Raw genomic sequence first — 11,925 nt, 5'->3', positions numbered from 1 at the left:
TCACTCACCATGCGTGAGCACATCCCCCAGCAGGTACGAAAAGCGCTTTCCCCCTTGCGCCGTGGCGGCACCCGGCTGGTGCGCCGGGGCATCCGGGTCGCGAGCAGGCACGTCGGCGTGGTGGCCGACTACGAGTACCTGTTCGTGCTCACCTACGGCCGCTCGGGCTCGACGTTGCTGGCCGGCCTGCTCAACTCGATCCCCGGCTACCGCGTGCGCGGCGAGAACTACAGCGCCCTCTACCGGATCTACCAGGCCGACGCCGCGATCGCCAAGGCCCGGGAGAGCTTCTCCGGCGCCGATCATCTCAGCCCGCTCAGCCCCTGGTACGGCACCCCGCGGGTCCGGGAGAACCGGTTCCGGGCCGGCCTGCTGAACAACTTCGTCAGCAACGTCCTGCGTCCCGAGCCGGGCGACCGGGTGCTCGGCTTCAAGGAGATCCGCTACACCCCGGTGCACATCCCCGACCTGGCCGAATACGTCGCCTGGCTGCGCCGCTCGTTCCCCGACCCGCGGATCGTGATCAATCACCGGGACCCGGCCGCGGTGGCCCGCAGCGGCTGGTGGCCGGACAAGCGGAACGCCGAGAAGACGATCCGGGCGGCCGACGAGCGGCTGTGGAACATCCCGGCCGACGACCGGCACCACCACTTCAGCTACGACGACATCGACGACGGCCTGGCCAACGTGCGCGCGCTGTTCGACTTCCTGGGCGAGCCGATGGACGAGGCAACGGTGCGTGAGGTGCTGGGTACGAAGCACAGCGCGTATCCGGCGACGGATGGCAGATGATTACCCCCCGATTGCCTGAATGTCATGTGTCGGTGGTTTACCGGTACGGGCTGGTCGGCCACCGTGGACCCATGATTGCTGTCGCCGGTATGGCGCTCGCAGCCGGCGCCGGCGTGTTGCTCGCGGCCCTGGAAAACCCGAACGCCGGGAACAGCCCGCGTCTGCGCAAGCTCTGCACCGTTCTGTTGATCGCGTCGGGCGCCACGCTGGCCGCGGCGGGCGCCGACGCGATCTGGTAGGGATTCAGCAGCTCAGGCGGGCACCGGCCCAGTCGGCGTGATCCAGGCCGTTGCCGTCGCCGGCGTCGGTCACCCGCAGTTCGAGGGTGCTGCCGCCGGTCAGGTCGACGTCGATCGGAACGGCCGCGCCGTCGCCGGTGAGCCGGGCCGTCTGGGTGAGCTGCCGCCCGTCCAGCCAGGCCGAGAAGAGCACCGAGCCGCCGCTGCCGGTCTCGTCGTCCACGCCCGCGTCGGCGCGGAAGCGTGTGCAGCTCCCGCCCAGCGGCACCCGGACCACCGACAGGGCGTGAACCCCCAGACCCTTCGGGTACGCCCGACCGGCGATGCTCAGCGTGTCGCCGTCCCCGGCCGCCTGCTCGCCGTTGCTCAGGTCCCGTTCGGCCGGCCCCCAGCCGTTGCTGACCGCCTCGAACGGCCGGTCGCTCAGCCAGGCGTAACCGGGCGGCAGCGGCGTCGCCACGGTCGCCGACGCGGTGGTGGTCGAGGTGAAGCCGCTGGGTGTCGTGCTGACCACGGTCGCGGTGAGCTGATGAGTGCCCACGTCGGTGCCGGCCGGCGCGGTGACCTGGAACGACGCCGTGCCGTCGCCGCCGAGGGACACCGACGGCGGCGTCACGGTCCAGCCGTCCGGCACGTCGAGCGTGACCGTGGCGCTGGTCAGGCCTTCGGCGCAGCGAGCGGTCACGGTCACGTCCACGGTCGCCGGGGTGCCGGGGGTGACCGTGTCCGGCGCGTTCAGGCCGACGGTCGGCGGGCAGGGTGCCGGCACGTCGGAGTCGGGCACGCCGCCCCGGGCCGCCTCGCCGGTGGTCAGCGGGCGAAGGACCAGCTCCTGGGCGTACGGGCGGTTGGCGGGCAGGCGGTAGGGCGGGAGCACCGAGTTCGGCGTCTCGCCCATGCCCGTCTCACCGGCCAGCGCGTGCAGCGTGACCCAGCCGCGGTTCTTGACCAGGGGCAGCTGGTGGTCGTACTCGGCCCGGGCCAGCTCGTCGTACGCGGTCACGCTGACGTCGTTCATGCCGCCGACCAGCAGCCCGTCGCGGCCGTCGGTGAGCGAGGCCCAGCGCGCGTCGGTGTGGTTGCCGTACGCCTGCGGCCGCGAGTACCGCACGTACTCGTCGGCGACCGTGCTGCGGTAGACGCCCATCGCCGCCCCGGACTTCCGGTCGTTGTAGGTCTCGTGCGGGCCACGCCCGTAGAACGCGAACTTCTGCATCGCGTCCGGGACCTTCACCGACAGACCCACCCGCGGCAGGTACGGCAGGGAAGCCGTCCCGGAGCCCGAGGGCGTGACCTGCTGCCGCAGCGTGACCGTACCGTTCCGGTCGATCCGGTAGCGCAGCGTCTGGTCGAACGCGATGGTCTTCCCGGCGTACCGCTCGACCACCTCGACGACCGCGGCGTCGGGCTCGGCCGAGGTGTGCACCGAGGTGACCGTGTGTGACAACGCGTCCAGGCCGATGTCGTGCCAGACCCCGCCGTCGTTCACATTCCAGTCGTACGTCTCGTTGCTGGTCGGCGGGCGGTAGACCGACAGCGCCGGCCCGCCCTTCAGCAGCTCCCGGCCGCCGGCCCGCATCGAGGCCAGGGTGCCGCCGTCGAAGCGGTACCGGAAGTCGTCCCCGCTCACCGTGATCGTGCCGGCGGTGCTGGTGAGCTTGGGCGCCCCGCGTACCGGAGCCGGGAGAACACCGGGAACCGCCCGGCCGCCGGCCGCGAACTGACCCTGACCCAGCACCCACCCGGCGCGCGCCCACTCGGTCGCCCGGGCGCTCAGCGCTTGCACCGTGAGGAAGCGTTCGCGGTCGTGCGGGTTGGCCGGCGCCTGATCAACCGTCACGTCGGCGCTCGCGCCCGGAGCGAGAACGAACGTTCTTTCTCCCTTGCGCAGCAATCGCTCGGCCTCGGTCAGCTTCCACGTCACGCGCAGTGAGTGCGAGCCGGCCTGCTGCTCGTTGGTCAGGCGCACGACCGTGGGCGAGACCTGCGAGACGCGGATCGGGGACTGCGCCCAGGCCATCTCCTGCGTCTCGGGCTGGAGGTAGCGGTCCGACCCGACCAGGCCGTCGGTGCCGGAGAGGCTGATGCCCAGGCTGAGGAAGTCGCCGCGGCGCTGCGCCGACTCGAATTCGAGGGCCAGCACCGGGTCGGCGCCGGCGCCGTAGACGCGGGCGTAGTCGACCTGCCCGTGCCCGGTGCGCGCGCTCCACAGGTCGTTGTCCAGCTGGGTCTCGGCGTTGTGGCCGATCTGCACCTCGTACAGCCCGGGGTCGATCTTCCCGGTCTTCGCCGCGGTCGCCACCTGGACGCCGTCGATGAGCAGGCGCAGCGCCGAGCCGTCGTAGGAGCCGCTGACCGTGTGCCAGGTGTCGTACCAGTCGGCCGGGACGTCGGCCGCCACGGTCGTCCAGCCGCCGATGTCGGCGCCGAACTCCAGGGTGTCCCGGTCGCGCATCTGCACGGCGTACCCCAGGCCCTTGGTCAGGATCGGGAAACTGCCGGACCACGCGCCCGGCTTGACCCGCGCCTCGAGCCGGACGGCGTCGGTGAGGTCGAGGGCGGGGGAGCGGAAGGTGTCGACGAAGTCGTCCAGGCCGGAGAGGTCGACGGCGCCGTCCGCCACCGTGGGCTTGCCGACCAGGAAGGCGTTCTCGCCCACGAAGTAGAGCGGCTGGCGCAGGTTCTGCTCGGCCCAGTCCCAGATGAAGCCGCCCTGCATCGACGGATATCGGCGGGCCAGCGCCCAGAACTCGTCGAAGTTGCCGAGGCTGTTGCCCATCGCGTGGGCGTACTCGCCCATCACGATCGGCTTGGCGCTGCTCTGCGTCCGCGCCTCCAGCCGGGCCGGCGTCGGATAGCGCGGACCGTCCACATCGGCGAACGGCGCGTCGCCGTCCGGGCTGTTGGACTGGTGGTAGAGCAGGCGGGTCGGCTCGTGGGCGTCGGCCCAGGCGGCCATCGCGTAGTGCGCGGCGCCCAGCCCGGCCTCGTTGCCGGTGTCCCAGAAGATGACGCTCGGGTGGTTCTTGTCGCGCTCGACCATCCCGCGGAACCGGTCGGCGAACGCGGCCTGCCACTCCGGACGGTCGGCCAGGCACTGGCTCGGGCAGCTCTCGTGGTTGTGCGTCTCGATGTCGACCTCGTCGTCGATGTACATGCCGTACTTGTCGGCGAGGCGGTAGAGGTACGGATCGCTCGGGTAGTGCGAGGTGCGGACCGCGTTGACGTGCAGGCGCTTGAGCGTGAAGACGTCCTGCTTCATGAACTCCCGGGTGGCGGCGCGGCCGGTGTCCGGGTTGGTCTCGGCGCGGTTCACGCCCTTGATCAGGATGCGTTTCCCGTTGACCAGGATCTGCTTGTCCCGGACCTCGAGGTCACGGAAGCCGACCGCCTGCGACGTGGTGTGCACGACCTTGCCGTTGCTGGTGAGCTGGAGGATCAGCGTGTAGAGGTTGGGCTCCTCGGCGCTCCAGCGTTTCGCGCCCGGCACGGTCAGGCGATCGGTTCCGGTGGCGACGAGCTTCCCCTTCTCGTCGAGGAGCTTCGCGGTGACCTGACCGCTTCCCGCGATGGTGGTCCGCACGGTCATCGTCTCGCCGGCCGTCGTGACGTACGCGTCCTGGAGGTGATTGGTCTCGGTGCGGTAGAGCCACACGTCGCGGAAGATGCCGCTGTAGCGCCACTGGTCCACGTCCTCCAGGTAGGCGCCGGAGCCCCAGCGGTGCACCTGGACGCTCAGCTGGTTCCGGCCGGGCCGCAGGTGGTCGGTGATGTCGTACTCGGCCGGGGTGTAGCCGCCCTGGTCGTACCCGACGTACTCGCCGTTCACCCAGACCAGGTAATTGCTGGTCACGCCCTCGAAGCGGAGGACCGTGCGCTTGCCGTCCCACTCGGCCGGCACGGTGAACGTCTTGACGTAGGCGCCGGTCGGGTTGACGTCGCGCGGCACCCGCGGCGGGTCGTCCGGCACGATCTCGGAGGGAATGTTCCGGAAGATCGGGTGGTCGATGAAGTCGGACTGCCAGGTGTGCGGCACCTGGGCGGTCGGCCAGTCGCCGGCCTGGTCGGCGAAGTCGGCGGGCACGTCGGTCGGCTTGTCGAAGATCTTCAGCCGCCACGCGCCGTCGAGCGACATCGAGTACGGGTTGGCCGCGTTCCGCTCGGTCACGTCGGCCGCGGCCGACCGCTCGTCCGGGTACGGCCGGAGGTCGGCGTGCGGCTCCTCCTGGCCCTCCTGGGTGAGCTGTGGATCGTCGAGATAGCGGTAGATGTCGAGCGGCTCGGCGGCCGGTGGCGCCGCGAGCGACCCGGTCATCAGAAGCACGACGGCAGCGAGACGCACGGCAACCTCCCCGTAACAGATCGACAATGAACGATGTTTCTTCTTTCGGGGTCGTCCGTCAAGACTTTTAAGCGGTAATTTTGGGCGTTTCAACCGCTCTGACCCCGTTTGACGGGTTTTCCTGTAGGCCAGGTTCCCGACATTCAGGAGTGAGAGATATGAAGGCTTCCCGACTCGCCTGTGCCGCGGTGGCCACCGCGGCCCTCATCACGGGTGCCGCCACCCCGGCTCAGGCCGCCGCCAAGCTGGTCGTCGACTCGTTCGAGTTCCCGCCCGCCCCGGCCAACGGGTTCACCAGCTACAACGCCGGCGACTGGATCGGCCCGTGGGTGGTCAGCAAGGGCTCGGTCGACGTCGTCCGGGAGAACTACTGGGACGCCGCGCACGGCCGGCAGTCGGTCGACCTGTCCGGCAGCTCGGCCGGGGCGATCACCCGGACCTACCAGAAGCTCATCCCGGGTGTGAACTACCGGCTCAGCTTCCAGGTCGCCGGCAACCCCGAGTGCGGCAAGGGCCTCAAGTACGGCGACGTCTGGATCGACGGCAAGAAGGTCACCTGGTTCGTCGCCGCCCCCGCGACCAAGCTGTGGATGGACTACGACTACAAGCAGGTCGTGTTCAAGACCAAGTGGTTCTCCAAGACCGCCAAGGTGACGATCAACAGCAACTCGAACGGTTACTGCGGGCCGGTCATCGATGACGTCCGGCTGAGCCCGGCCTACTTCCACTAGGTCGTTCTTCCGGCCTCGCTCTGGCCGGAACGCTGGTTCGACAGGTGCCCGGGGATGCGACGATGGAGATCATGACCCTGGAACGCACGGTCCGGCTCCGCTTCGGGCACCTGTCCCGCGCCAGCGCGACACACACCAACCTCTCGGCCGTCCGGTCCGACGGGAACGTGCTGTGGATCGCCGGCGACGAGACGGCCACCCTCGAGCGCCTGGTGGCCGACGACCCCGTGCTGCCGCAGGAGTACGCCGAGGACGCCAGCTTCCGGCTCGCCGACTTCGTCGAGCTGCCCGGCGAGGACGCCGACGAGGAAGCCGACATCGAGGGCGTCGCCCGGCACGGTCACTTCCTCTGGGCGGTCGGCTCGCACGGCCTGCGGCGCAAGCAGATCAAGGCCAGGCACGCGGGGGAGAAGGCGATGCGCCGGCTCGGCCGGGTGGTGGGTCAGGACAACCGCCAGATCCTGGTACGCCTCCCGATCGCCACCGTCGACGGCCTGCCCACCCCGGTACGCAGCCTGGAAGCCGACGGCGAGACCCACCACGCCGCCGCGCTGGCGCCCCGCGACAACCTGCGCGAGCTGCTCGCCGACGACGAGCACCTGAGCATGTTCCTGCCCATCCCCGGCAAGGACAATGGCCTCGACATCGAGGGCATCGCGGTCCACGGCGAGCGGGTCTACCTGGGTCTCCGCGGCCCGGTGCTGCGCGGCTGGGCGTTCGTCCTGGAACTGCGGCCGTACGTCGACCCGGCCTCGCCGGCCCGGCTCCAGCTGCGCCGCTTCGACGACGGCCGGGCGTACCGCAAACACGTCCTTGATCTGAACGGGCTGGGCGTGCGCGACCTGTGCCCGGCCGGCGAGGACCTGCTCGTGCTGGCCGGGCCGACGATGGACCTGGACGGCCCGGTGCGGATCTACCGCTGGCACCAGGCGATGCGGGCGGAGCAGCCGTCGGTAGTGCGCGACGCGCTGATCACGCGCGCGGTCGAGCTCACCTTCGGCGAGGGCGACGACCACGCCGAGGGCATGGGCCTGATCGGCCCGGCCGACCGCAAACAGGCTCTGATCGTGTACGACAGCCCGGCGGTGGCCCGCTTCCACGGCGACGACATCGTCCTCGCCGACGTGATCAACCTGCCTTGATTCCATCCACTGTGTAGTGGAATCGATACGTGGCGATGATGATCTAGTCTGATGCTGATCAATCGCCCGTGGACGATGTCTGCTGACCCGGTGGAGTGGATCCGGACATGTCTGATGTGCCCAGCACCGGGCCGGTCGCCGCGTTCTGCGCCGAACTGAAGGAACTCAGCCGCGCCGCCGGGCGCAAACCGGCCGCGCTCGCCGCCACCCTGTCGATGAGCCGGGGCCAGCTGTACGCGATCATCAACGGCGAGGTCAAGCGGCCGCCCGACTTCGCTCGGTTCGTCGAGCCGTTCGTCCGGGCGTGCGGTGGCGATGACGCCGCCGTGGCTCAATGGCGGCGCCGCCACGACGTCATGGTCCGGGTGTACGACGAACTTCGCCGGCACCAGCCCGTACCCCAGCCTTCGCCGTCGCCTTCGTCGTCCCCGGACATGGAACCGCCGCCCTACGCCGCGCCCCGGCGCTGGCCGCTCGTCGTGGTCACCCTCGTCGTCGCGGTGCTTCTGTCGGCGGTGGCCGGCGTGGTGTCCGCTCATCTCGCCGCGCCGTCCGCCGGTCCGGTCGCCGCCCCGGCCTCCACCGCCCCGGTCCCGTGCGCCGGCGCCGTCCCGCCGGTCGGCGCCGACCTGATCGACGCCACCCACGGACCGGCCGACACCGCCCAGCACGCGCCCGACTGGTGGTCCAACACCGACCGGGTGCGGGCCCTGACCTTCGACCGGCACCGGTGGGACGCGTCCGTGGAGGAGGGCTCGAAAGAGCCCTATGACGTGCTGGTCGTACACAGCTGCGTGTCGATCGTGACCGCGCGGAAGTACCGGCTGTCGTTCCGCGCGTCGGCCGACCGGGCGGAGACGATCTGGGTACGGGTGCAGGACAACCAGCCGCCCACCTTCGCCGCGTCGCTCTACGAGCGGATCCCGCTCGGCGCCACCGCGCGGTCGTGGTCGTTCGACTTCATCGGCACCGTCACCACGCCCGCCGGTGAGCTGATGTTCCAGCTGGGCGGCCGGCCCGAGATGAAGGTCGAGGTCTCGGACATCCGGCTGGTGGCCGTCCAGGGGTGACCGGCGTCCGGTGTTGTCCGGCGTGCCCGAGCCGATGACCGGGGTGGACGGCCCTCCGGTCCGGTGTTGTCCGGTGTTGCGGGCGGCCGCACACGGTGTCCGCTGTCCTGGTGAGGACGACCAACCTCTCAGGAGCGATGATGACGAAGGAAACCGTACCCACCGCACCGCCCGGCGTGGTCACCGCGGCCGGCGACCGCGGGCTGGGCGAACTGGTGGAAGCGCGCAAGGAGACGAACCCGCTCGTCGGCGCCGCGATGGGGCTGGGCGCGGGCGCGGTCTGCTACGGCCTGCTGTGGGGCATCACCGCGATCGGCGAGCAGTTCTCGCTGCGCGCGGCCCAGAAGCTGGCCGGCTGGCTCGGCTTCGCCGCCTGCTTCCTGATGGTCGTCTGCATCGTGTACGTGCTGTACGTGCTGATCCGCGGCGCCCGCGCCTACTACGTGTGGTCCGGCGGCTTCGTCTACCAGCACAACACGACGATCCGGGCGATCCGGTGGCCGGAGGTGACCGAGCTGCGGGGGCGGCTCCACGAGTCCGGCGACAAGGCGGGCAAGGTCGCCGAATATCAGTTGGTGCCGGCCGAGGGCAAGCCGATCACCGTGCCCCTGGACGTCGACGACGGCCGCGACAAGCTGGTCGACGCGCTGATCGCGGCGCTGCGCGCGGAGGGCCGGCCCGTCGTCTGAGCCGGCCCGTCGTGCCGGCGAGGCTGTCGATCCGCCTGCTGACCGGCGCGGGTCGGTCAGCAGGCACTTTGTTGATGCGGGAAGAAGAACAAAGTCCCTCGGGGAGACTTGGACCATGGACGAGACGCTGCGCGAAGCCGCGGACCTGGTGGCCACGGCCGAGCGCGTGGTCATCTTCACCGGCGCCGGGATCTCCGCCGAGAGCGGCGTGCCCACCTTCCGGGAGGCGCTGACCGGCCTGTGGGAGCGGTTCGACGCCGCCAAACTGGCCACTCCCGAGGCGTTCGACGAGGACCCGGCGCTCGTCTGGGGCTGGTACGAGTGGCGCCGCGCCCTGGCGCTCACGGTCGCGCCCAACCCCGGTCACATCGCCGCCACCGAGATCCTGGCCGACGCCGGCCACGCCACGCTGATCACCCAGAACGTCGACGACCTGCACGAGCGCGCCGGCGCCACCGGCGTGCTGCACCTGCACGGCAGCCTGTTCACGCCTCGCTGCTCGGCGTGCGCCCGGCCGGCCGCCCTGTCGCCGGCGCCCGACGGCGAACCGGGCCGCATCACGCCGCCGCCGTGCGACCGGTGCGGCGCCCCGATCCGCCCCGGCGTCGTGTGGTTCGGCGAGGCGCTGCCCACGGATGGCCTGGAGGCAGCCGTCGAGGCCGCGGCCAACGCGGACGTGCTGATCAGCGTCGGCACGTCCGGCCTGGTCTACCCGGCCGCCGAGATCCCCCAGGTCACCGCCCGCATGGGTGGCGCGGTCATCCAGGTCAACCCCGAGCCGACGCCGCTCGACCCGGTGGCCCGGGTCAACCTGCGCGGCCCGTCGGCCGAGATCCTCCCGGCGCTGCTGCGCCAGAGCCGGCCGTCGACGTGACCTCCTCGTGCGCGCCCAGCGCCAGATAGATGGCGAAGAAGTGCCGCGTCGACGGCGCGAGGTCGAGTCCCATGATGACGTCCACCGGCAGGAACCTCATGTCCCGGCCCTCGCCGAGCCGCACATCGGAGTCGTCGCGCGGCGTCGTGGCCGCGAAGGTGTGCTCCAGGTAAGGGGTCCCGGTCCCGGCCTCCAGGGTCTCGGTGATGTGCCCCGAGAACAGCGGTCTCAACGAGCCGGCCACGTCGAGGCCGGCCTCCTTCAGCACCTCACGACCAGCCGCGGCCGCCGGCTCCTCACCGGGCTCCACCGCGCCGCCCGGCAGGCACCACATGTCCGGGCAGGTCGGCGCGTTCTCGTCCCGATGTTGCAGCAGCACCCAGCCCGCACTGTTCACCACGAAGACCGACACACCCTGCTGGAGAACCTTCACGGCGTCGTTCCACCTTGTCAAAATCGTTTCGCTCGCGCGCGCGGCCGCCGCCACCCCCACCCCGGCACTGGGTGGGTGTCAACGTAGCCGGGAAATGTGGCGGATCTGTGGCTATCCACAGGGGTTCGGGCACGGTGAAGGTCACAGCTCGCCCGGACGGCGCCGGCACTAACGTGGTCGCATGCGGATGTTGGTGGATGGGGCCTGGGTGGACGCTGCGTCGGGGGCGACCACGGTGGCCGTCAGCCCGGCCACGGGTGAAGAGCTCGGCACTGTGCCCGAAGCAGATCGCGACGACGCCCGCGCGGCGATCGCGGCGGCCCGGAAGGCCGCGCCACAGTGGGCCCGGGTCTCGGCCTTCGAGCGGGCCGCCCTCCTCCACCGGGTCGCCGACGTCATCGAGTCGAGGCGTGACCCCCTGGCGCGGACGCTGACGCTCGACCAGGGCAAGCCGCTGCGGGCCGAGGCGTACGACGAGGTGGACGAGCTGGTCGCCTACTGGCGGATGGCCGCCGAGGACGGCAAGCGGCTCGGTGGCCTGCTGCCCAACTCCGCGTCCACCGGCAAGCGGGCGCTGCTGGTGCGTCGGCCGCGCGGTGTGGTCGGGGTGATCACGCCGTGGAACTGGCCGTACACGATGCCCGCCGAACTGATCGCGCCCGCGCTCGCGTCGGGGAACACCGTGGTGTGGACGCCGGCCCCGACCACCTCGATCGCGGCCGGCGCGCTGGCCGAGTGTGTGGCCGAGGCCGACCTGCCGCCGGGCGTGCTCAACCTGGTCACCGGGCCGGGCGCGGTGGTGGGCAACGAGATCGCCGGCCACCCGGGCGTCGACGCGGTCGCGTTCATCGGGTCGACGGCCACCGGGCGGCTGGTCGCCGAGGCGGCCGTGGGCAAGGCGACGCTGCTCGAGATGGGCGGCAACGGGCCGCTGGTGGTGCTGGCCGACGCCGACCTCGACCGGGCGGTGGAGGGCGCGCTCGCCGCGTGTTTCCTCTGCGCGGGGCAGAGCTGCACGGCCGGCGAGCGCCTGCTCGTGCACGAGTCGGTGCGCGACGACTTCGCGGCGCGGCTGGCCAAGGCGGTGACCGAGGGGGTCCGGCTGGGCGACCCGCTGGACGACGCCACCACGATGGGCCCGCTGAACAACGCGGCCGTCGCGGCCAAGATGGACGAGCACGTCGCCGACGCTCTGAACCGGGGCGCCCAGGCGCTGACCGGCGGCTCGCGGGCCACCGGGTTCGCCTCCGACCTGTACTGGCCGGCGACCGTGCTCACCGGCGTACCCCAGGATTCTCTCGCCGCGACCGAGGAGACCTTCGGACCGATCGCCCCGATCGTCGGCATCGGCTCGGTCGAGGAGGCGATCGAGCTGACCAACGCGTCGCGGTACGGGCTGCTCGCCGCCGTCTACACCGCCGACCTGAGCGCCGGGCTGGCCTTCGCCGACGCGGTGCGCACCGGCTGGGTCAACATCAACGAGTCCACCAACTACTGGGAGTCGCACCTGCCGTTCGGCGGCCGCGCCGGATCGGACAGCGGGCTCGGCCGGGTCGGCGGCGCCCACCCGATGGAGGCGTTCACCGAGCTCCAGACCGTGATCATCGGCTGAT

10 protein-coding genes are annotated in these 11,925 nt (G+C 71.2%); 8 read left to right on the top strand and 2 right to left on the bottom strand.

The annotated features are described in order from the left end of the window. The first annotated feature begins 9 nt into the window (after nt 1–9). Nucleotides 10–792: a sulfotransferase gene (locus AB0M54_RS09015; protein ID WP_364328013.1), complete on the top strand. Its 783-nt coding sequence runs from the start codon at nt 10–12 to the stop codon at nt 790–792. A gap of 71 nt (nt 793–863) precedes the next feature. Next, nucleotides 864–1,031, top strand: coding sequence for a hypothetical protein (locus AB0M54_RS09010; protein ID WP_364328016.1), 168 nt, complete (start codon nt 864–866; stop codon nt 1,029–1,031). A gap of 4 nt (nt 1,032–1,035) precedes the next feature. On the opposite strand, the gene AB0M54_RS09005 is transcribed toward AB0M54_RS09010, so the two are convergent. Next, nucleotides 1,036–5,373, bottom strand: coding sequence for a glycoside hydrolase family 2 TIM barrel-domain containing protein (locus AB0M54_RS09005; protein ID WP_364469989.1), 4,338 nt, complete (start codon nt 5,371–5,373; stop codon nt 1,036–1,038). A gap of 158 nt (nt 5,374–5,531) precedes the next feature. On the opposite strand from AB0M54_RS09005, the gene AB0M54_RS09000 reads away from it, so the two are divergent. The 5 genes from AB0M54_RS09000 (at nt 5,532) to AB0M54_RS08980 (ending at nt 9,879) form a co-directional block, all read left to right on the top strand. After that, nucleotides 5,532–6,104, top strand: a complete 573-nt coding sequence (locus AB0M54_RS09000; protein WP_364469987.1) for a DUF642 domain-containing protein — start codon at nt 5,532–5,534, stop codon at nt 6,102–6,104. 62 nt (nt 6,105–6,166) lie between these two features. Then, the gene (locus AB0M54_RS08995) at nt 6,167–7,246 is read left to right on the top strand and encodes a DUF3616 domain-containing protein (protein ID WP_364469985.1); all 1,080 of its coding nucleotides are present in this window, start codon (nt 6,167–6,169) and stop codon (nt 7,244–7,246) included. Nucleotides 7,247–7,353: 107 nt separating this feature from the next. After that, nucleotides 7,354–8,316, top strand: coding sequence for a helix-turn-helix transcriptional regulator (locus tag AB0M54_RS08990; RefSeq protein ID WP_364469983.1), 963 nt, complete (start codon nt 7,354–7,356; stop codon nt 8,314–8,316). A gap of 140 nt (nt 8,317–8,456) precedes the next feature. Next, nucleotides 8,457–9,005 (top strand): hypothetical protein, encoded by a 549-nt coding sequence (locus AB0M54_RS08985; RefSeq protein WP_364328030.1) that lies wholly within the window; start codon nt 8,457–8,459, stop codon nt 9,003–9,005. A 115-nt stretch (nt 9,006–9,120) separates the two neighbouring features. After that, nucleotides 9,121–9,879 carry an NAD-dependent deacylase gene (locus tag AB0M54_RS08980; protein ID WP_364469981.1) on the top strand — a complete coding sequence of 253 codons (759 nt, stop codon included), beginning with the start codon at nt 9,121–9,123 and terminating at the stop codon, nt 9,877–9,879. Here AB0M54_RS08980 and AB0M54_RS08975 read toward each other — a convergent pair. Beyond that, nucleotides 9,812–10,312, bottom strand: coding sequence for an NUDIX domain-containing protein (locus AB0M54_RS08975; protein ID WP_364328034.1), 501 nt, complete (start codon nt 10,310–10,312; stop codon nt 9,812–9,814). The genes AB0M54_RS08980 and AB0M54_RS08975 overlap by 68 nt on opposite strands. 181 nt (nt 10,313–10,493) lie before the next feature. Here AB0M54_RS08975 and AB0M54_RS08970 point away from each other — a divergent pair, with 181 nt between their 5' ends. Further along, nucleotides 10,494–11,924 carry an aldehyde dehydrogenase family protein gene (locus AB0M54_RS08970; protein WP_364328037.1) on the top strand — a complete coding sequence of 477 codons (1,431 nt, stop codon included), beginning with the start codon at nt 10,494–10,496 and terminating at the stop codon, nt 11,922–11,924. Nucleotide 11,925: the final 1 nt, after the last annotated feature.

The organism is Actinoplanes sp. NPDC051470, from assembly GCF_040682035.1.
Classification (GTDB): Bacteria; Actinomycetota; Actinomycetes; order Mycobacteriales; family Micromonosporaceae; genus Actinoplanes.
Note: the sequence above shows the minus strand (reverse complement) of the source record. Positions and strands in the feature narration are given on the sequence as shown.